Source organism: Sphingomonas changnyeongensis, assembly GCF_009913435.1.
Classification (GTDB): domain Bacteria; phylum Pseudomonadota; class Alphaproteobacteria; order Sphingomonadales; family Sphingomonadaceae; genus Sphingomonas_B; species Sphingomonas_B changnyeongensis.
Genome location: NZ_CP047895.1, coordinates 690,838 through 709,689 on the forward strand (window position 1 = coordinate 690,838; position 18,852 = coordinate 709,689).

The window sequence follows — 18,852 nt, forward strand, 5'->3', positions numbered from 1 at the left end:
CCGTGGCGCATCCCCGTCGCTTATCGGCAGATCATGGACATTCCCGCTCCCACGCCCGACCAGTTGCTGGCCGCGATCGCCCCGATCACCGGCAGCCGCGCCGCCGCCCCGCGCATTCATCAGGGGCGGGTCAGCCTGATCCTCGACGTGACCGGCCTGAGCGCGGCGGGCCGCGACGGTATGGCCGAGGCCGCGACCGCTGCGCTGCGCGCGGTGCCGGGCGTCGCCGAGGTGCGCGTGGCGATGACCAGCGAACGGGTCGACCGCCGCATCATTGCCGTCGGCAGCGGCAAGGGCGGGGTCGGCAAATCGACGCTGGCGGCCAATCTCGCGGTCGCGCTGGCGCGCGCCGGCCGCCGGGTCGGGCTGGTTGACGCCGATATCTATGGTCCGTCGGTCCCCCGGCTGATGGCGGTCGAAGGCACGCGGCCCGAGGCTGAGGACAAGACGCTGATCCCGGTGATGACGCCGGCGGGGATCCCGGTGCTGTCGATGGGGCAGCTTGTGCGCCCCGGCCAGGCGCTGGCCTGGCGCGGCCCGATGGCGGCAAGCGCGCTCGGCCAGCTGATCGACTCCGCCTGGGGCGATGTCGAGCTGCTGGTCGTCGATCTGCCGCCGGGCACCGGCGATGTGCAGCTGTCGATGATCAGCAAATGGCGGCCGGCGGGCGCGGTGATCGTGTCGACGCCGCAGGATCTGGCGCTGATCGACGCCACCCGCGCGATCGATCTGTTCAATCAGGCCAATGTGCCGGTGATCGGGCTGGTCGAGAATATGGCCGGCTATCTCTGCCCGCATTGCGGCAAGGGCAGCGACCCGTTCGGCCAGGGCGGGGCCGAGGCGGCGGCGGCGCGGCTTGGCATCGGCTTTCTAGGGCGCATCCCGCTCGACATCGCGCTCCGCACCGCATCCGACGCCGGCCAGCCCCCGGCGGCGGGTGACGATGCGCTGGCGACGCTGTTCGCCGGGCTGGCGGGGCAGGTGAATGACTGGCTGGATCGCACGCCCCGTCCGGGCGTTTGACGCCGCAGTCCCCGCGCCGCGCGCGGCGGATCTGCTGCGCCATCCCCCGGGCGTGCCGCCCGCTCAGGCCCCGGCGAGCAGGCCTTCGCGGGCGATCTTTTCCCGCCAGACGAGCGGCGCGGTGTGGTGGACGCTTTCGCCGGTCGCGTCCACGGCGACGGTGACCGGCATGTCCTTCACGTCGAACTCGTAGATCGCTTCCATGCCCAGATCTTCAAAGCCGACGACCTTCGCGCCCTTGATCGCGCGCGCGACCAGATAGGCGGCCCCGCCGACCGCCATCAGATAGGCGGCCTTGGCACCCTTGATCGCCTCGATCGCCACCGCGCCGCGCTCGGCCTTGCCGACCATGGCGAGCAGCCCCTGATCGAGCATCATGCCGGTGAATTTGTCCATCCGCGTCGCGGTCGTGGGGCCGGCCGGGCCGACCACCTCGTCACCGACCGGATCGACCGGACCGACATAATAAATGACCCGCCCGCGGAAGCTGACCGGCAGCTCCTCGCCCTTGGCCAGCATGTCCTGGATGCGCTTGTGCGCGGCATCGCGGCCGGTGAGCATCCGGCCATTCAGCAGCAGCCGGTCGCCCGGCTTCCAGCTGGCGACGATCTCCGGCGTCAGCGTGTCGAGGTCGACGCGGATCGCCTCCTTGCTGGGCGTCCATTCGACCTTGGGCCATTCATCGAGGCTCGGCGGGTCGAGATAGGCGGGGCCGGACCCGTCGAGCGCAAAATGCGCGTGGCGGGTGGCGGCGCAGTTGGGGATCATCGCCACCGGCTTCGATGCGGCATGGGTCGGCCAGTCGAGGATCTTCACATCGAGGATCGTCGCCAGCCCGCCCAGGCCCTGCGCGCCGATGCCGAGCGCATTGACCTTGTCGAAGATCTCGATGCGCAGTTCTTCCAGCTTGCTGGCCGGGCCGCGCGCCTTGAGCTGCGCCATGTCGATATCGCCCATCAGCGATTCCTTGGCGAGCAGCATCGCCTTTTCGGCGGTGCCGCCGATGCCGATCCCCAGCATCCCCGGCGGGCACCAGCCCGCGCCCATCTGCGGCACCATTTCGAGCACCCAGTCGACGATCGAATCGGACGGGTTCAGCATCTTGAACTTGGACTTGTTTTCCGAGCCGCCGCCCTTGGCCGCGACCGTCACATGGACATGATGGCCCGGCACCATTTCGACATGCAGCACCGACGGCGTGTTGTCGCGCGTGTTGACGCGGGAAAAGGCGGGATCGCGCAGGATCGAGGCGCGCAGCCGGTTCTCCGGGTGCAGATAGGCGCGGCGCACGCCCTCGTCGATCACCTCCTGCAGCGACCGGTCCGACTCCAGCCGGCAGTTCTGGCCCCATTTGACGAACACGGTGACGATGCCGGTGTCCTGGCAGATCGGGCGATGCCCCTCGGCGCACATGCGGCTGTTGGTCAGGATCTGCGCGATCGCGTCCTTGGCCGCCGGCGACTGTTCGGCCTCGTAAGCGGCACCGAGCGCGCGGATATAATCCATCGGGTGATAGTAGGAGATATACTGCAGGGCATCGGCGACGCTGTCGATCAGGTCGGCTTCGCGGATGATGGTCGTCATGGGACGCGGATCCTCTGGAGACGGAAAATGTCCTGCCCGCCTAGAGGGATTTTCCGGGCGATGGAACCACCCCGGCGCGGTGCGCGCTGATCTGCGGCAGCCATTGTGACGGGCGGGGCGGGCGGGTGTCCAGCGGGCTGGACGCGGGGTTTGTCGGTGCGTCTGGACGCTCCGTGACGGGTGCGACGAAACGAATCCGGCGAGCGACGAACCGTGTGCTTGATTGCGCAATTACCATCTTGCGCGGCCTCACAGCATGGCACAATCTGTTGCGGTAACGGCGGGGGCAAGCACAAGCACTGGTATTTCGGGCGCGAATGACCAATTCGTGCACGGGATGTCGCGCGCCCTGTGGATCATGGGGACAGGCTGAAAAAGCCGCACCCGCGATCGGGCATCCGGTGTTACCACAAGGTGACTTGTTCGAATCGAACGTATCAGGAACAAAAGGCGCGGATGATGGATTTCAGGGACACGCAGGAGGCGGATGTGAGCGCGACGACGATCGAGGCGCCCGCAATGGTCGCAAACGGGTCCGGCAGCCATGAGGTGCGCCCCCGGCCCTTTCCGGTCGAGGTCGATCATGGCCGCGACGCACTGCTCACCGATTTCGGCAAGGAAACGCTGAACGACCGTTATCTGCTGCCGGGCGAAAGCTATCAGGACCTGTTCGTGCGTGTCGCCTCGGCCTATGCCGATGATGCCGGCCATGCGCAGCGGCTCTACGATTATATCTCGCGCCTGTGGTTCATGCCGGCGACGCCGGTGCTGTCCAATGGCGGCACGGGGCGCGGCCTGCCGATCAGCTGCTATCTGAACTCGGTCGACGACAGCCTGGAAGGCATCGTCAACACCTGGAACGAGAATGTCTGGCTGGCCTCGCGCGGGGGCGGCATCGGCACCTATTGGGGTTCGGTGCGCGGCATTGGCGAGCCGGTCGGCCTCAACGGCAAGACCAGCGGCATCATCCCGTTCGTGCGCGTGATGGATTCGCTGACGCTGGCGATCAGCCAGGGGTCGCTGCGCCGCGGCTCGGCTGCCTGCTATCTCGACATCTCGCACCCCGAGATCGAGGAGTTCCTCGAGATCCGCAAGCCGTCGGGCGACTTCAACCGCAAGGCGCTCAACCTGCATCACGGCGTGCTGATCCCCGATGCGTTCATGGTCGCGGTGCGCGAGGGCGCGGAATGGGAGCTGAAGAGCCCCAAGGACGGGTCGGTGCGGGCCAAGGTCGATGCGCGCAGCCTGTTCCAGAAGCTGGTCGAGACCCGGCTGGCGACCGGCGAGCCGTACATCGTCTTCTCCGACCATGTGAACCAGGCGATGCCGCGCCACCACCGCGAGCTGGGCCTCAAGGTGTCGACGTCGAACCTGTGTTCGGAAATCACCCTGCCCACCGGGCGCGACCATCTGGGCAATGACCGCACGGCGGTGTGCTGCCTGTCGTCGCTGAACCTGGAAACCTGGGACGAATGGAACGGCGACAAGCAGTTCATCGAGGATGTGATGCGCTTCCTCGACAATGTGCTGACCGACTATATCGAGCGCGCGCCGGACGAGATGGCGCGGGCGAAATATTCGGCCGGGCGCGAGCGTTCGGTGGGCCTTGGGGTGATGGGTTTCCACTCCTTCCTGCAGGCGCGCGGCATCCCGTTTGAAAGCGCGATGGCCAAGAGCTGGAACCTCAAGATGTTCAAGCACATCCGCGCCAAGGCGGATGAGGCGTCGATGCTGCTCGCGACCGAGCGCGGCCCGTGCCCGGATGCCGCCGAGCGCGGCGTGATGGAGCGGTTTTCGTGCAAGATGGCGATCGCGCCCACGGCGTCGATCTCGATCATCTGCGGCGGCACCTCGGCCTGTATCGAGCCGATCCCGGCCAATATCTATACCCACAAGACGCTGTCGGGCAGCTTTGTGGTCCGCAATCCCTATCTGGAAAAGCTGCTGATCGAAAAGTCGAAGAACTCCGACGCGGTCTGGAACTCGATCCTCGAAAAGGGCGGCTCGGTCCAGCATCTCGATTTCCTCTCGCAGGAGGAAAAGGATTGCTACAAGACCAGCTTCGAGATCGACCAGCGCTGGCTGCTCGAGCTGGCGGCGGACCGCACACCCTATATCGACCAGTCGGCCTCGCTCAACCTGTTCATCCCGGCCGATGTCGAGAAATGGGATCTGCTGATGCTCCACTACCGGGCGTGGGAACTGGGCATCAAATCGCTTTATTATCTGCGCTCCAAATCCGTCCAGCGCGCGGGCTTTGCCGGCGGCGTGGAGGCCGACAACACGATCGAAAAACCCACATTCGATCTCGGCCCGTCGACGGATTATGACGAATGTCTGGCCTGCCAGTAAACGGGGCTGGCGCGGCGCGCGCAGCGCTGGCCTTCGGGCTGGCGCTGGGGCTTGCGGCCTGTGCGCGCGCGGTGCCGGCGGCGACCGCGCCCGGCGCGCCCGGCTTTGTCGCCGGGGTGTGGCACGGCTTCATCTTTCCGTTCGCCTGGATCGTGTCGCTGTTCGATGCCGATGTCGCCATCTACGCCGTGCCCAACCGCGGCGGCTGGTATGATTTCGGCTATTTCGTCGGCATCACCGTGCTGGGCGGCGGTTCATGGTTCGGAAGCCGCTCGCGCCGTTCGGCCAGGCACGGGGGGCAGGACTGATGCCCCGCCGCCCCGTCCGGTCGCGGCCCGTTCGGGCCCAATCCGGTCAGACCCAGTCGGTTCAGGCCCAGTCGGTTCAGACTTCGTGCTTTTCTTCCAGAAAGCCCGACACATTCTCGCTGCTGACGGTCAGGCGCACCCTGTCGCCCTCGACCTCGGCGACCAGCCCGAGGGACAGGTAATGATGATGCCCGTCATGGCTGCCGCCGCCGATTGCCGGATGCCCGCCATCGCGCTTTTTCAGCTTGATGCGGTGATGGCTGATCTCGTCCACGGTGCCGACATGGGCGCCGTCGGCGCTGATGACTTCCATGTCCTCGCGAATGTCGTGATGCTTGCTCATGTCACGTCCTCCTCAGCCTGCGAGCCTAACGGCCGCAAACGCGCTGTCGGTAAGGGATGTTCCGGGGGCGTGACGTGAACGGCATGTGGTTCGCGCTGGCCGCGATCTTCTTTGCCTTTGGCAGCCTCAACCTTGCCCGCGCCCGTCGGCTCGGGCGGATCGAGGTGCCGATGGCGCGCGCCCAGGGGCTGCTGCGCGGCCTCGGGCTGTTTCTTTTCGCTGTCGGGCTGGGCCTGATGGCGGTCGGATTTGTTCAGATGCAGGGGCGGGCGGCGTGATGCGCGTGGCCTTTGCCCCTTCCACCCTTTTTGCCTCGGAGTAACCGCGATGCCGCTTCTTTCCGCCTCCAAGTCCTACAAGCCGTTCGAATACCCCTGGGCGTTCGAATATTGGAAGCGCCAGCAGCAGATCCACTGGATGCCCGAGGAAGTGCCGCTGGGCGAGGATTGCCGCGACTGGGCGCAGAAGCTGACCCAGCATGAACGCAATCTGCTCACCCAGATCTTCCGCTTCTTCACCCAGGCGGATGTTGAGGTGCAGGACTGTTATCACGACAAATATGGCCGGGTGTTCAAGCCGACCGAAGTGAAGATGATGCTGACCGCCTTTTCCAATATGGAAACGGTGCACATCGCCGCCTATTCGCACCTGCTCGACACCATCGGCATGCCGGAGAGCGAATACAGCGCCTTCCTCCAGTATAAGGAGATGAAGGACAAGCATGACTATCTGTCGACCTTCGGCGTCGATACCGACGAGGATATCGCCAAGACGCTCGCCATGTTCGGCGGCTTCACCGAAGGGCTGCAGCTGTTCGCCAGCTTCGCCATGTTGATGAACTTCCCGCGCTTCAACAAGATGAAGGGCATGGGTCAGATCGTCAGCTGGTCGGTGCGCGACGAAAGCCTGCACTGCGAAGGCATTGTCCGCCTGTTCCACGCTTTTGTGAAGGAACGCGACTGCCTGACCAAGTCGGTGAAGGAAGAAATCATCGACGTGTGCCAGAAGACCGTCCGGCTCGAAGACGCGTTCATCGATCTGGCGTTCGAAATGGGCCCGGTGCCCGGCATGACGCCCAAGGAAATCAAGAAGTATATCCGCTACATCGCCGATTGGCGGCTGGGCCAGCTGGGCTTTGCGCCGGTTTACATGATCGACGAACACCCGCTGCCCTGGCTCGCCCCGCTGCTGAACGGCGTCGAGCATGCGAACTTCTTTGAAACCCGCGCCACCGAATATTCCAAGGCCGCGACGCGCGGCAACTGGAACGAGGTCTGGGACAGCTTTGATCGCCGCAAGGCCGCAAAGCTCGCCGCGCCGGCCAATGAAGACGCCGCCGGCGAGGACATGTTCGCCCGCGCCGGCGTGGCGGCGGAGTAAGGCGCAACGCGCGGTGCCTGCCCCATCAGGGGCGCGCCGCGCGGACCTTATGGGGCAGGCGGGGCAGTCACCAACGGCAGGGGTGGTCGTGATGGATGCGCATGTCGATCCCGAACGTGCAGCATTTGAGGCGTTCAAGGCCTTGCCGCGCGATGTGCCGGTGGCGATGCTCAATCTGCTCCGCTTCCGCGACCGGGCCGAATATCCGGCCGGTCATGCGCGGGCCGGCGACACCCTGTCGGGGGCGGAGGCCTATCGTCTTTACGGGGCAGAGAGCGGCCCGGTGTTTCGCGGCGTCGGCGGCACCATATTGTGGTCGGGCCGCCCCGAGCTGGTGCTGATCGGCCCGGCGGACGAACGCTGGGACGCCGCGTTCATCGCCCGCTATCCGACCGCATCGGCCTTTCTCGCCATGGTGACCGACCCTGCCTACCGCCTGGCCGTCGTCCACCGCCAGGCCGCCGTCATGACGTCACGGCTGATCCGCATGGCCGTTAACGACGCAGGACCGACCGACAGCTTCGCCTGAGGGGCCGCCCCGCCCCCCGCCCCCCGCCGCCAACCGCGCCCGGCCTGAAACTGCTCTAAGGACAGGTTCACCATCGCTGTCAGCCTTTCGGCAAGGCAGGTGCGGCGACGCTCGTTGCTGCGGGGCCTGCGCGCGGAGGAAGCGTCGATGCGGCCGGATTTGCGATCAGCGGATGCACCCTTGCCGGGCGATGCCCCGACCGCGCACTTGGCGCGTCCCGTCCCCGTCCTGCTCATCGCCGCGCTGTTCGCCGGCTGTGCTGCACCCCGTCCCGGTCCGGGCGGGCGTGGGGCACCGGCCACGCAGACCCCGCCGCTGGTGCAGATGATCGACGATCCGGTTCCGCTCGACTGGCGCGTCGTCATCACCGCTGCCGACCGGCTGCGCCTTGCCCGCATCGATGCCGCCTGGACCGACGGGCTGGCGGTGGCCGGGCGGCGCTTTGCCGCCGCGATCCGCGCCGAAGGCGCGCTGCTCGATCCCGCCGCCGCCCTGCCCCGGCCCGATCCGCCACCCGGGCCCTATCGCTGTCGCCTCGTCGCGCTTGCGGCCGGCGCGGCGGGCGGCGCGGCGCGAGGGCCCCAGCCGGGCTTCGCCGCCTTCCGGCCATGGGACTGTTATGTCGAGGCGGAGGGGGAGCTGCTTACCCTCGTCAAGCAGACCGGAAGCAGCCGCCCGGCCGGGCGGCTCTGGCCTGACCGGCCGACGCGGCTGGTCTTCCTCGGGGCGGTCGCCCGGTCCGGCCCCGCCACGGTCGCAACCCCCGCTTATGCCGAAAATCCCGCAGGCGATCTTGCCGGGCTGGTCGAGCGGGTTGGCCCGTTCCGCTGGCGGCTTGCCATGCCCTATCCGGCGCCGGGGATCGCGCTGCACGTCTATGAGCTGGTGCCCGTGCCGCCGCCCGGCCCGGCGATGCGTCCTGCCGCCCCGCATTGACAGCCCGGTGGGACCGCGGCACTGTATTGGACAAATAACACACCAAGGACGCCCAGACGATGACTGCGATCCGCGTGCCTTCCTTCCTCCTGCCTGCCGGGGCGCTCGTCGCGCTGCTGCCTGTCCTTGCCGCCTGCGGTTCGGGGGCTGAGGGGGGCAATGGCACCGCGATCACCGTGTCGGGCGGCGGGGCCAGGGCCGATACCTCGGCCAAGGGCGGGGGCGTTGCCATCGCCGTGCCGGGGTTCAAGGCCAATGTCGACCTGCCGGGGCTCAAGGTGAAGGCCAAGGATCTCGATCTGGCGGGGATGAAGCCTTATCCCGGCACCGAGGTCGAACGCATCGACATCAGCAAGGCCCCGGCCGAATCGGGGGAAAAGCGCGCCATTATCGCCTTCACCGCTCCCGCCGATGCGGCACGCGTGCGTGGCTGGTTCGTCGAACAGGGGAAGGTGGCGGGCTTTGCCCTTGCCGGCGAGGCGATGACGCTTGCCGGCACGGGACCGGAGGGCGAGCAGGTGGAGATGCGCTTTGCCGATGCCGGGCCGGGGCGCAGCCGCGGCGAGATCAGCTTTGTGAAACGCTGACCCGCGCCCGCTTCATGATCGCGACCGCCGCAGCCCGTCGGCGGCAAAGATCGCAAGCCCGGTCCAGATCAGCCCGAAACACAGCATATGGGCCGGGCGCAGCGGCTCCCCGAACACCAGCACCGCCAGCAGGAACTGGATGGTGGGGGCCAGATATTGCAGCAGGCCGAGCGTCGAATAGGGCAGCAGCCGTGCCGCCGCCGCGAACAGCAGCAGCGGGGCCGCCGTCACCAGCCCGCCCAGCGCCAGCAGCACGCTTTCGCCGACCTCCCGCCCAAAGGCGAGGCCGCCGCCGGCATCCAGCACCGCCAGCCAGGCAAAGGCCGCCGGGCACAGGATCAGCGTTTCGATCATCAGCCCTTCAAGCGATTCGACCGGCGCGATCTTGCGCAGCAGCCCGTAGAGCGAAAAGCTGAACGCCAGCGTCAGGCTGATCCACAGCCCGGCCGCCGCGCTGGCGGCAAGGATGGTGACGCCGACCGCCGCCAGCAGCACGGCGATGCCCTGCGCGCGCCCCAGCCTTTCCTTGAGCACCGCCATCCCCAGCACGACATTGACCAGCGGGTTGAGGAAATAGCCAAGGCTGGTTTCCAGCACATGGGCGCGGCTGACCGCCCAGACATAGACCAGCCAGTTGAGCGCGATCAGCGCCGCGCTTGCCAGCAGCACGATCCGCGCGCGCGGATCGCCGAGCGCCGCGCGCAGCTTTGCCGTGCGCCCGAGCAGCGCGATCATCGCCGCCAGCAGCACCACCGACCAGATGATCCGCTGCGCGACAATCTCCCCCGGATCGACGCCGGGAAACAGCTTGAAGTAAAGCGGCAGGAATCCCCACCAGAAATAGGCCCCCAGCCCCAGCGCGATGCCGCGCCGGGCCGCCGCACCGCCGCTCAAATCACGCCGCCGCCAAGGACCAGCCGGGCCAGCCCGACCAGGATCACCACCAGATTGAGGTTGCGCCCCTCGTTGCGGCTGGACACCACGCCGAGCGCCAGCCCGAGCACCGCGACCGGCAGGATCATCCAATAGGCCCAGCCAAGGAACGGCACGAACGCGAAGATCGCGGGCACCAGCGCCAAAAAGCCGATGAACAGGGACAGGATGTTGAGCATCTGTGCCTGCCTAGCAGTCGCGCCGGAACGGCGCCAGTTCGCCCATCGCCGCCATATCCTCGGCCACCGCCGCGCGTTCGCGGGCGAGGAAATCGGCAATCGCGGCGCGAAAGCCGCGATCGGGAATGAAATGCGCCGAATAGGTCGGCACCGGCACATAGCCGCGCGCCAGCTTGTGCGCGCCCTGCGCCCCGGCCTCGACCACCGCCAGCCCGCGCGCGATCGCGGCGTCGATCGCCTGATAATAGCACAGCTCGAAATGCAGGAACGGCACGTCCTCGGTCGCGCCCCAATAGCGGCCGTAAAGCGTCGTCGTGCCGATCAGGTTGAGCGCGCCGGCAATCGGCCGCCCGCCGCGCAGCGCGAGGATCAGCAGCACCCGGTCGCCCATCCGCTCGCCCAGCAGGGAAAAGAAACGCCGCGTCAGATAGGGGCGGCCCCATTTGCGTGCGCCGGTGTCCTGGTAAAAGGCCCAGAAATCGTCCCACACCGCCTCGGTCAGTTCCGCACCGGTCAGATGGCGGATCTCCAGCCCCGCGACCGCCGCCGCGCGTTCCTTGCGGATCGCCTTGCGCTTGCGCGCGGCGAGTGCCGACAGAAAATCCTCAAACCCGGCATAGCCCTGATTCTGCCAGTGGAACTGGCTGTCGGTGCGGATCAGCCAGCCCGCCGCCTCGAACAGCGGCAGCTGTGCGGGCGCAACGAAGGTCGCATGGGCAGAGGACAGGCCGTTCTGCACGGTCACCGCCTCGATCGCCGCGATCAGATCGGCGGCCACACCGGGGTCGCGCAGCAGCAGCCGCGGGCCGGGCACGGGCGAGAAGGGGCTGGCGATCTGCAGCTTCGGGTAATAGCGGCCGCCGGCGCGCTGATAGGCATCGGCCCAGCCATGATCGAACACATATTCGCCCTGGCTGTGGCTTTTCAGATAGGCGGGGGCAGCCCCGGCCAGCCGCCCGTCCGCCCCGTCGATCAGGATCGGCACCGGCTGCCAGCCGGCCTGCGCCGTCGCGCTGCCCGATTCTTCCAGAATCGACAGGAAATCATGGCTGACGAACGGATTGTCCGGCCCGGCACAGCCATTCCACTGATCGGGATCGATGGCGGCGACGCCATCTGCGATCCGCGCCGTGCGGTCCGTCATGACAGGCAAGGCTCCGGCATGCGGCCACCCTTACAGGGCGCGCGCGCGCACCGGAAGCCCCGCGACCCGCCGCGATCCTGTCCGCCGCCGGCCCGGGTGATTGCCAAAGCATCCCGGGCTGGGAAACGGGTGATCGGGACGGGCGGCGGGGCCGACAGAGCCGGGCGACTCGCCGCCGCCCGGCCGGCATCACCGCCGCGACAGCGCGTCCTCGATGCTTGCGCCCATCAGCACGAGCATGAACAGCCCGGCGATGCCGGCGGCGATCAGGGGAAACTGGCTGGCGATGAAATGGGTCATGATGGGCCTCCCTGGCGGATGGCCCCGATCATCGCGCACCGGGTGCGGCGCGCATTGACGATGATCAAATGGCGGTTATTCGGCCGCCTTGCCGCCGCCCGATCCGGCAGGCGCTTTGGCAAAGGCCGGCGGCGCACCGGGGCGCACCGCCATCAGCCCCGCCAGCCGGGCGCGGAAGGCGCGCAGCTCCGCCCCCGCCAGCAGCGCGGTGCTGGTAAAGCTGACCTTGCGCGGATCGATCGCCTGGCCCTGGCGATAGACCTCGAAATGCAGATGCGGGCCGGTCGACAGGCCGGTCGAGCCGACATAGCCGATCACCTGCCCGCGCCGCACCGGCTGGCCCGGGCGCACGGCGATGCGGCTCAGATGCGAATAGCCGCTGCCCAGCCCGCCATCATGGTTCAGCCGGACATGATTGCCATGCCCGCCCGACCGCCCGGCAAAGGCGACGCGGCCATCGGTCACCGCATAGACGGGCGCACCGTGCGGCGCGCCGAAATCGATGCCGCGATGGAAGCGGTTATAGCCGAGCAGCGGGTGCAGCCGCATGCCGAAGCCCGAGGTCTGCCGCCCGCTGACCGGCCGCGCGAGCGCGCCGCGCCGTTCGCCGACGCCCGATGCCTCGAACCACTGGTCGCGGCCATCGACCGTCCATTTGAGCAGCTGCACGCGCCGCCGCCCCTGCGACAGCCCGGCATAGAGCAGCTCGCCCAGCTCGACCTCGCCGGTCGCGGCGCGCTGCTGGGCGATGATCAGGTCGAACCGCGCATCGCTGCCGATTTCGCCGACCGACATCTTGGTCGCCACCGCGCGCAGATAGGTCTCGACCGCGCGCGCCGGTGCGCCGGCCGCGCGCGCGGCGCGATAGAGGCTCGATCCGACCACGCCCGTAATGCGCAGCGGCGTGCGGTCGACCGCGATCGGCACGCGGGTGAGCGTCAGGCCGGTGTCGCCGCGCGTCACTTCCAGCCGCAGGTCGAACCGGGCGCGGAACGCCAGCGCGTCCAGCGGGCGGGCCACCCTTTTGTCGGGCCGCCGCCCCAGCCGGATGTCGATCCGCGTGCCGGGGCGGATGTCGCCCGCCGGCACAGCGTCGCCGATCAGCCGGGTGACGGTCGCCAGATCCTCGCGCCCCACGCCTGCGCGCGCGAGCGCGCGGCGAAAGCCGTCGCCCGCGCCGACGGTTGCCGTCAGTTCGATGACCGGGCGTTCGGGGGTTTCGGCGAGTGGACGGACAAGATCGGTCGCCGCCATCCGGCTGCCGCTGTCCGCCCCCCAGGCGAGCGGCGCGATCGCCTGGGCGCGCCCGGCGGCCAGGCTCGCGTCATCGGGCAGTGCCGGCACCGGGCCGGGCAGGGGACGCAGCCCGCCGGGCGACAGCAGCCATGCCGCGCCGAGCAGCGCGCCGAGCGTCGCCAGCCCGCGCCACCATTCGGCCGAGCCGATGCGCGCGCCCAGATCCGGGGCCAGGTCGAGATCGGCAAAGCGCCCGCCAAAGCGGTCGAACGCGCCCTGTGCCCCACCTGGTCCTGCCCCGCCCGGTCCTGCCCCGCGCAGCCGGGTGGCGGTGAACGGGGCGGCGGTGAACGGTCCGGTGTTGCGCGGGGGAATGCCGCCATGCGCTGTGGGTCGGGCAAGGCCGGGCGCGTCGAGCGCGAGCGCCGCCGTGCCGCCGGCCGGTCCCGCAAACTGGTCGCCGCGTTGATACAAATCCACGCCCCCTGCGCGCCGCGGCATTGCGCCGGCGGCATCGCTTACGTCCCTGTGAAAGCCGGGGGTTAATGTCAAACTAACGCGCCGCTCCGCAGACCATGCAAGCGGCGAGCCGCCCGGCCGGGGCGGCGGACGGTGGCGCGGCAGCCGCGGACGGGGGGCGGCGGGCCATTGCCTTTGGCCGCCAAAGCCCCGATCTGTCAGCCCATGAGCCGTTTCGCGTCCTCGCCCGTGGCCGCCATTCTCGGTCCGACCAACACCGGCAAGACGCACCTCGCGGTCGAGCGCATGTGCGCGCATTCAAGCGGGATGATCGGCTTTCCGCTCCGCCTGCTGGCGCGCGAGGTCTATGACCGGGTGGTCGCGATCAAGGGGGCGGAGCAGGTCGCGCTGATCACCGGCGAGGAACGCATCGTGCCGCCCGGCGCGCGCTGGTTCCTGTGCACCGCCGAATCGATGCCGCTCGACCGCGATGTCGCCTTTGTCGCGCTCGACGAGGCGCAGCTGGGTGCCGATCCCGAACGCGGCCATGTGTTCACCGACCGGCTGCTGCGCGCGCGCGGGCGGGAGGAAACGCTGATCCTGGGGTCAGAGGCGTTGCGGCCGATGATCCGCGCGCTGCTGCCCGATACCGAGATTGTCGGCCGGCCGCGCTTTTCGACGCTCAGCTATGCCGGGGCGAAGAAACTGACCCGGCTGCCGCGCCGCTCGGCCATCGTCGCCTTTTCGGCCGAGGAGGTCTATGCGGTCGCCGAGACGATCCGGCGGCTGCGCGGCGGGGCGGCGGTGGTGATGGGCGCGCTCAGCCCGCGCACGCGCAACGCCCAGGTGGCGATGTTCCAGGCCGGCGAGGTCGATTATCTGGTCGCGACCGACGCGATCGGCATGGGGCTGAACATGGATGTCGCCCATGTCGCCTTCGCCTCGCTGCGCAAATATGACGGGCGGCGCGCGCGGCGGCTGACCATCGCCGAAATGGCGCAGATCGCCGGCCGGGCGGGCCGCCACCAGCGCGATGGCACGTTCGGGACGCTGGGGGCCGAAGACGGGCCGGGCGCGTTTGCGCCCGAGGAGATCGAGGCGATCGAGGCGCATGTCTTTCCCCCGCTCGAAAGCCTGTACTGGCGCGACGGCGCGCCTGATCTGTCGAGCCTTGATGCGCTGCTCGCCGCTCTCGACGCGCGCCCGACCGCGCCGCAGCTGCGCGCCGCGCCCGAGGCGGTCGATCTGGCGGTGCTCAGGCGGCTGGCGGGCGAGGACTGGGTGCGCGCGCGGGTGCGCACGCCGGCGATGGTCCGGCGGCTCTGGGCCGCCTGCGGCCTGCCCGATTTCCGCAAGACCGGGGCCGAGCATCATGCCCGGTTCGTCGGCCGCATCTTTGCCCATCTGAGCGAGGGGCATGTGCCCCATCAATGGTTCGCCGATGAAATCGCGCGGCTCGACCGCGTGGCCGGCGATGTCGATGCACTCGCCGACCGGATCGCGGCGATCCGCAGCTGGGCCTATATCGCCCATCGGCCCGACTGGCTGGCCGATCCGCTGCACTGGGCCGAACGCACACGGGCGATCGAGGAGCGCCTGTCCGATGCGCTCCACGCCGCGCTCACCCAGCGTTTCGTCGACCGGCGCACCAGCGTGCTGTTGCGCGAAATCGGCGCCGGGCTGGCCGAGCTGCCGGTCGGGATCGGCGATGATGGCGAGGTGCGCGTCGATGACGAGCCGATCGGCCGGCTCGACGGGTTCACCTTCACCCCGCTGCCCGGCGCGCGCCATGCCGATGCCCGGCGCCTGATCGCGGCGGCGGACCGGCGGCTGGCCGGGGAACGGGCGCGCCGCGCCCGCGCGCTGGCCGACAGCCCCGATGCCGATTTTGCGCTGGCGACCGAAGCCGGGGCCGCGCCGCTGCTGTGCTGGCAGGGGCGTCCGGTCGCCGGGCTGGCGGCGACGCGCGAGCTGTTGCGGCCGAGGCTGGTGCTCGACCGCGCGGCCGCCGCGCTCGATCCGGCCAGCCGCGACCTGATCCTTGCCCGGCTCGACCGCTGGCTGGACGGGCAGACCGCCCGGCATCTGGGGCCGCTGCGCCGGATCGCCGCCGCCGCGACCGACATGGCGACCCCCGCTGGCCTGCGCGCGCTGCTCGCCCCGCTGGCGGAGGCGGGGGGACTGTGCGCACGCGCGCCGCTCGATCCGGTCATCGCCGCACTTGACCGGGGCGCGCGGTCGCGGCTGCGCGCGGCGGGCGTCACCATCGGCGCGCTCGACCTGTTCGTCGCCCCGCTGCTGAAGCCCGAGGCGGCACGCTGGTGCGCCGCACTGCTCGCGGTCAGGCAGCAGGCCCCGATGCCGGCGCTCGCCCCGCCGGGCGCGGTCGTGATCGCCTTGTCAGGGGGCACGCCGCCGCCGGGCTTCCGCGCGCTCGGCCCGCAGGCGCTGCGCGTCGACATGGCCGAACGCATCGCCCGCACTGTCCATGATGCGCGCCGGCCGGGCGCGCCGGTCGTTCCCGATCCCGCGCTTGGCGTGTCGCTCGGCCTTGTCCCGGCGGCGTTTGCCCGGCTGATGACCCAGCTCGGTTTCCGTCCGGTCGCCGCAGCCGGGGGCGGCGAATCGCCGCCTGCCTGGCGCTGGCAGGGCCGTCCGCGGCGCGCGGCGGCCGGCACGCGCGCCGCGCGGCCCGACAGCCCGTTCGCGGCACTGGCTGGCCTGCTGCCATGACGTCACCGGGCGCGGAGTCGCTCCGGCTCGACAAATATCTGTGGTTTGCGCGGCTGACCAAGACGCGGGCGGCCGCGCAGCTGCTGTGCGCCGAGGGGCGGATGCGGCTGGGCGGCCGCCTGGTCGACCGTGCCCATCTGGCGGTGCGCGTCGGCGATGTGCTGACCTTTGCCCTGCACGGGCGGGTGCGGGTGATCCGTATCTTGGCGCTGCCCGCGCGCCGCGGGCCGGCGGCGGAGGCGGCGCTCTGCTACGTCGAGATCGGCGATGCGGTTGACGGACGCGAGCCGCCGACATAGCGCAGGGAGCCGAATCCGCATCAGGGGAGCTCTATGACCTACGTCGTCACCGACGCCTGCATTCGCTGCAAATATATGGACTGCGTCGAGGTCTGCCCGGTCGATTGTTTCTACGAAGGCGAGAACATGCTGGTGATCAATCCCAGCGAGTGCATCGACTGCGGCGTGTGCGAACCCGAATGCCCTGCCGAGGCCATCCTGCCCGACACCGAAAACGGCCTCGAAAAATGGCTGGAGCTGAACGCCACCTTCTCCGCCCAGTGGCCGAACGTGACCCGCAACCGCGGCGCGCCGGACGATGCCGACGAGTTCAAGGGCGTCGAGGGCAAGTATGAGAAGTATTTCTCGCCGGAGCCCGGCCAGGGCGACTGAGCGGTCCGTTCGGAACGCGCGGCGATTCGCGCTGATCGCCGCCATTTCCGATCCTGATCCGCTTGACCCCGGTGTCCGAGAGACGGGCTGGCAATTTTATTGCGAATCTGTTAAGTGGATGCCGCCGGCTGTGGGCCGGAGTCATTCTTCCGTGCGCTGAACCCGGCGCACTGCGGAAAGGACCCTATCTCTCCGAACGTCCGTGCTGCTCCGGTTGTCCGCGCCCGAAACCTGTGATCGGGCGCATTCCCGGCCAGCGGCGCGGCCCGATTGATGACAGAAAGGTATAGCATGGCTGCCAAGGCGCTCAGCTTCGATGTTGGCGATTATGTTGTGTATCCCAAGCATGGCGTCGGTCGGGTGATCGAGCTGCAGCGGCAGGAAATCGCGGGGGCGAGCCTCGAACTTTACGTGCTGCGCTTCGAAAAGGAGCGGATGACCCTGCGCGTGCCGACCAACAAGGCCGAGAGCGTGGGCATGCGCAAGCTGTCGTCGGACAAGACGCTGCGCGAAGCGCTCGATACGCTCAAGGGCAAGCCCAAGGTCAAGCGCACCATGTGGTCGCGCCGCGCCCAGGAATATGAAGCCAAGATCAACTCGGGCGATCTGGTGTCGATCGCCGAGGTGGTGCGCGACCTGTTCCGCGCCGACGACCAGCCCGAGCAGAGCTATTCCGAGCGCCAGATTTTCGAAGCCGCGGCCAGCCGCCTCGCCCGCGAACTCGCGGCGATGGAGCAGACCGACGAGCCGAGCGCGATGAAGAAGCTGCTCGAGATCCTGAACAAGGCGGCGGCGATCTACAACAAGGCCAAGGACAGCGCCGGCGAATAACCCGGCCGGTCCTTTTTGGTTCGCATGCAAGGGGCGGTCCTCCGGCTGGAAGGGCCGCCCTTTCCATGTCCGGACCCGGCATGATCCGGTGCCGCCTGTCGCGCCGCCGCTGCGCCGGCTATGCGGTCCCGACAGCGGGACTGGAAAAAAGCTGGAGCGGCGACAGCCGCTCCCGGGCGGGAGAGGCGGATGCCGGGCGGATTGCGGCGACATATTGGCGATCTGGCCACGCGGTGTCGGTCACCGGTGCGGGCCTTGCTGCCTGCCGCGCTGCTGTGTTTCGCCGCCAGCCCCGCGGCTGCGGCCGAGCGCGGCTACAGCATCACCAGTTTCGACCGGATCCGTGTCGAAGGCCCGTTCGCCATCACGCTGGCAACCGGCAGGCCGGTATCGGCGCGGGCGTCCGGCAGCCCGCAGGCGCTCGACCGGGTGCAGCTGCGCGTCGAGGGGCGGACCCTGCTGGTCCGCGCCGGCCCGGCCTGGGGCGGCGCGCCGCGGGGCGATTCGGGGCCCATCGCGCTCACCCTCACCACCCCCGAACTCTCGACCGCGATCCTGCTCGGCAGCGGCAGGCTGGCGATCGACCGGATGCGCGGCGCGCGGCTGGTGCTGACGGTCGAAGGCAGTGGCGGGCTGAGCGTCGGGACGCTCGAGACCGACACGCTCGTGATGGGCATTTCCGGCGCGGGACGGATCGAGGCCGCCGGGCGCGCGCGCATGGCAAATGTGCTGGCGCGCGGTGCCGCCGACATCCGCGCCGCCGGGCTGCAGGTCGTCGATCTGGTCGTCACCAGCCAGAGCGCCGGGGCCGTCGCCCTGTCGGCCACGCGCAGCGCGCGGGTGACGGCATCGGGGCTGGGGCCGGTGGAGATCGGCGGCGGGGCGGCCTGCACCGTTGCGCAGACCGGCGCGGGGCCGGTGCGCTGCGGATCAGATTAGCGCGAGTTCGGCCAGTTCGCGCAGCAGCGCTTCGGGCAGGGCGGCATCGGCGTCGACGCCGGTGAAATCGGCCGGGGCGTCGGCGGCGGCCAGATAGCGCCAGCCCTGATGCGCGCGGCGCGGCTGGGCGCGCACCGGCACGACGCGCGGATCGAGCCGGATCGCGCAGCGCCCGGCATCGTCGCCAAAGCCGATGATCGTCTGGCGCGCGACCAGCCGGTGCTTGATGATCCAGTAGATCGACCCGCCGATCAGCTCGGCATGGCGGGTCGGGCGGTTGCGGGTGGTGACGAACACCTCGCCCCCCATCGTCCGCGCCGCCATCGCCGCGCACAGCGCGTCGAGCGAGGGCGCGCCGACCGCGACCTTGGTCAGATGCAGCATC

At 69.3% G+C, this 18,852-nt stretch carries 20 protein-coding genes; 13 read left to right on the forward strand and 7 right to left on the reverse strand.

The window, feature by feature from the left end; translation table 11 throughout:
• The first annotated feature begins 33 nt into the window (after positions 1–33).
• Complete coding sequence (locus tag GVO57_RS03550) at positions 34–1,023, forward strand: P-loop NTPase (protein ID WP_160591897.1); 990 nt, start codon at positions 34–36, stop codon at positions 1,021–1,023.
• A gap of 63 nt (positions 1,024–1,086) precedes the next feature.
• On the opposite strand, the gene GVO57_RS03555 is transcribed toward GVO57_RS03550, so the two are convergent.
• Complete coding sequence (locus tag GVO57_RS03555; protein ID WP_160591899.1) at positions 1,087–2,607, reverse strand: fumarate hydratase; 1,521 nt, start codon at positions 2,605–2,607, stop codon at positions 1,087–1,089.
• 459 nt (positions 2,608–3,066) lie between these two features.
• Here GVO57_RS03555 and GVO57_RS03560 point away from each other — a divergent pair, with 459 nt between their 5' ends.
• Positions 3,067–4,959 (forward strand): ribonucleoside-diphosphate reductase subunit alpha, encoded by a 1,893-nt coding sequence (locus GVO57_RS03560; protein WP_160593805.1) that lies wholly within the window; start codon positions 3,067–3,069, stop codon positions 4,957–4,959.
• The gene (locus GVO57_RS03565; RefSeq protein WP_233281456.1) at positions 4,941–5,267 is read left to right on the forward strand and encodes a hypothetical protein; all 327 of its coding nucleotides are present in this window, start codon (positions 4,941–4,943) and stop codon (positions 5,265–5,267) included. Before GVO57_RS03560 ends, GVO57_RS03565 begins: the two co-directional genes overlap by 19 nt.
• 76 nt (positions 5,268–5,343) lie before the next feature.
• Here the strand turns inward: GVO57_RS03565 and GVO57_RS03570 are convergent, their stop codons facing one another.
• A complete protein-coding gene (locus tag GVO57_RS03570; RefSeq protein ID WP_160591901.1) occupies positions 5,344–5,610 on the reverse strand; it encodes a DUF2171 domain-containing protein in 267 nt (88 codons plus the stop codon).
• 74 nt (positions 5,611–5,684) lie between these two features.
• Here GVO57_RS03570 and GVO57_RS03575 point away from each other — a divergent pair, with 74 nt between their 5' ends.
• From GVO57_RS03575 to GVO57_RS03595, 5 genes are all read left to right on the forward strand, one after another.
• Positions 5,685–5,888 (forward strand): hypothetical protein, encoded by a 204-nt coding sequence (locus tag GVO57_RS03575; RefSeq protein ID WP_233281457.1) that lies wholly within the window; start codon positions 5,685–5,687, stop codon positions 5,886–5,888.
• 49 nt (positions 5,889–5,937) lie between these two features.
• Positions 5,938–6,990, forward strand: coding sequence for a ribonucleotide-diphosphate reductase subunit beta (locus GVO57_RS03580; RefSeq protein WP_160591905.1), 1,053 nt, complete (start codon positions 5,938–5,940; stop codon positions 6,988–6,990).
• A 91-nt stretch (positions 6,991–7,081) separates the two neighbouring features.
• Positions 7,082–7,519, forward strand: a complete 438-nt coding sequence (locus GVO57_RS03585) for a DUF1330 domain-containing protein (RefSeq protein ID WP_160593807.1) — start codon at positions 7,082–7,084, stop codon at positions 7,517–7,519.
• Between the two features lie 207 nt (positions 7,520–7,726).
• Complete coding sequence (locus tag GVO57_RS03590; protein ID WP_160591907.1) at positions 7,727–8,455, forward strand: DUF4893 domain-containing protein; 729 nt, start codon at positions 7,727–7,729, stop codon at positions 8,453–8,455.
• 59 nt (positions 8,456–8,514) lie between these two features.
• A complete protein-coding gene (locus tag GVO57_RS03595) occupies positions 8,515–9,042 on the forward strand; it encodes a hypothetical protein (RefSeq protein ID WP_160591909.1) in 528 nt (175 codons plus the stop codon).
• 12 nt (positions 9,043–9,054) lie between these two features.
• Here the strand turns inward: GVO57_RS03595 and rarD are convergent, their stop codons facing one another.
• From rarD to GVO57_RS03615, 4 genes are all read right to left on the reverse strand, one after another.
• Complete coding sequence (gene rarD, locus GVO57_RS03600; protein WP_160591911.1) at positions 9,055–9,936, reverse strand: EamA family transporter RarD; 882 nt, start codon at positions 9,934–9,936, stop codon at positions 9,055–9,057.
• Entirely contained in the window at positions 9,933–10,154 is a 222-nt protein-coding gene (locus GVO57_RS03605) for a hypothetical protein (RefSeq protein ID WP_160591914.1), read from the reverse strand. The genes rarD and GVO57_RS03605 overlap by 4 nt, the downstream gene beginning before the upstream one ends.
• A gap of 10 nt (positions 10,155–10,164) precedes the next feature.
• Positions 10,165–11,298, reverse strand: a complete 1,134-nt coding sequence (locus tag GVO57_RS03610; protein WP_160591916.1) for a GNAT family N-acetyltransferase — start codon at positions 11,296–11,298, stop codon at positions 10,165–10,167.
• 375 nt (positions 11,299–11,673) lie between these two features.
• Positions 11,674–13,314 (reverse strand): M23 family metallopeptidase, encoded by a 1,641-nt coding sequence (locus GVO57_RS03615; protein WP_233281458.1) that lies wholly within the window; start codon positions 13,312–13,314, stop codon positions 11,674–11,676.
• A gap of 204 nt (positions 13,315–13,518) precedes the next feature.
• On the opposite strand from GVO57_RS03615, the gene GVO57_RS03620 reads away from it, so the two are divergent.
• From GVO57_RS03620 to GVO57_RS03640, 5 genes are all read left to right on the forward strand, one after another.
• The gene (locus tag GVO57_RS03620; RefSeq protein WP_160591921.1) at positions 13,519–16,026 is read left to right on the forward strand and encodes a helicase-related protein; all 2,508 of its coding nucleotides are present in this window, start codon (positions 13,519–13,521) and stop codon (positions 16,024–16,026) included.
• Positions 16,023–16,325, forward strand: coding sequence for an RNA-binding S4 domain-containing protein (locus GVO57_RS03625; protein WP_160591923.1), 303 nt, complete (start codon positions 16,023–16,025; stop codon positions 16,323–16,325). Before GVO57_RS03620 ends, GVO57_RS03625 begins: the two co-directional genes overlap by 4 nt.
• A gap of 33 nt (positions 16,326–16,358) precedes the next feature.
• Positions 16,359–16,697: a ferredoxin FdxA gene (fdxA, locus tag GVO57_RS03630; RefSeq protein WP_160591925.1), complete on the forward strand. Its 339-nt coding sequence runs from the start codon at positions 16,359–16,361 to the stop codon at positions 16,695–16,697.
• Between the two features lie 291 nt (positions 16,698–16,988).
• The gene (locus GVO57_RS03635; RefSeq protein ID WP_160591927.1) at positions 16,989–17,528 is read left to right on the forward strand and encodes a CarD family transcriptional regulator; all 540 of its coding nucleotides are present in this window, start codon (positions 16,989–16,991) and stop codon (positions 17,526–17,528) included.
• Positions 17,529–17,774: 246 nt separating this feature from the next.
• On the forward strand, positions 17,775–18,467 hold the full coding sequence (locus GVO57_RS03640; protein ID WP_160591929.1) for a GIN domain-containing protein: 693 nt from the start codon (positions 17,775–17,777) through the stop codon (positions 18,465–18,467).
• Here GVO57_RS03640 and GVO57_RS03645 read toward each other — a convergent pair.
• Positions 18,459–18,851, reverse strand: a complete 393-nt coding sequence (locus GVO57_RS03645) for a DUF1489 family protein (protein WP_160591931.1) — start codon at positions 18,849–18,851, stop codon at positions 18,459–18,461. The genes GVO57_RS03640 and GVO57_RS03645 overlap by 9 nt on opposite strands.
• Position 18,852: the final 1 nt, after the last annotated feature.

Coding starts and splice junctions, on each gene's coding strand:
- GVO57_RS03555 (WP_160591899.1), bottom strand. CDS start 2,607: ATGACGACCATCATCCGCGAAGCCGACCTGATCGACAGCGTCGCCGAT.
- fdxA (WP_160591925.1), top strand. CDS start 16,359: ATGACCTACGTCGTCACCGACGCCTGCATTCGCTGCAAATATATGGAC.
- GVO57_RS03635 (WP_160591927.1), top strand. CDS start 16,989: ATGGCTGCCAAGGCGCTCAGCTTCGATGTTGGCGATTATGTTGTGTAT.
- GVO57_RS03620 (WP_160591921.1), top strand. CDS start 13,519: ATGAGCCGTTTCGCGTCCTCGCCCGTGGCCGCCATTCTCGGTCCGACC.
- GVO57_RS03625 (WP_160591923.1), top strand. CDS start 16,023: ATGACGTCACCGGGCGCGGAGTCGCTCCGGCTCGACAAATATCTGTGG.
- GVO57_RS03565 (WP_233281456.1), top strand. CDS start 4,941: ATGTCTGGCCTGCCAGTAAACGGGGCTGGCGCGGCGCGCGCAGCGCTG.
- GVO57_RS03585 (WP_160593807.1), top strand. CDS start 7,082: ATGGATGCGCATGTCGATCCCGAACGTGCAGCATTTGAGGCGTTCAAG.
- GVO57_RS03550 (WP_160591897.1), top strand. CDS start 34: ATGGACATTCCCGCTCCCACGCCCGACCAGTTGCTGGCCGCGATCGCC.
- GVO57_RS03595 (WP_160591909.1), top strand. CDS start 8,515: ATGACTGCGATCCGCGTGCCTTCCTTCCTCCTGCCTGCCGGGGCGCTC.
- GVO57_RS03645 (WP_160591931.1), bottom strand. CDS start 18,851: ATGCTGCATCTGACCAAGGTCGCGGTCGGCGCGCCCTCGCTCGACGCG.
- GVO57_RS03610 (WP_160591916.1), bottom strand. CDS start 11,298: ATGACGGACCGCACGGCGCGGATCGCAGATGGCGTCGCCGCCATCGAT.
- GVO57_RS03560 (WP_160593805.1), top strand. CDS start 3,067: ATGGATTTCAGGGACACGCAGGAGGCGGATGTGAGCGCGACGACGATC.
- GVO57_RS03570 (WP_160591901.1), bottom strand. CDS start 5,610: ATGAGCAAGCATCACGACATTCGCGAGGACATGGAAGTCATCAGCGCC.
- GVO57_RS03580 (WP_160591905.1), top strand. CDS start 5,938: ATGCCGCTTCTTTCCGCCTCCAAGTCCTACAAGCCGTTCGAATACCCC.
- GVO57_RS03605 (WP_160591914.1), bottom strand. CDS start 10,154: ATGCTCAACATCCTGTCCCTGTTCATCGGCTTTTTGGCGCTGGTGCCC.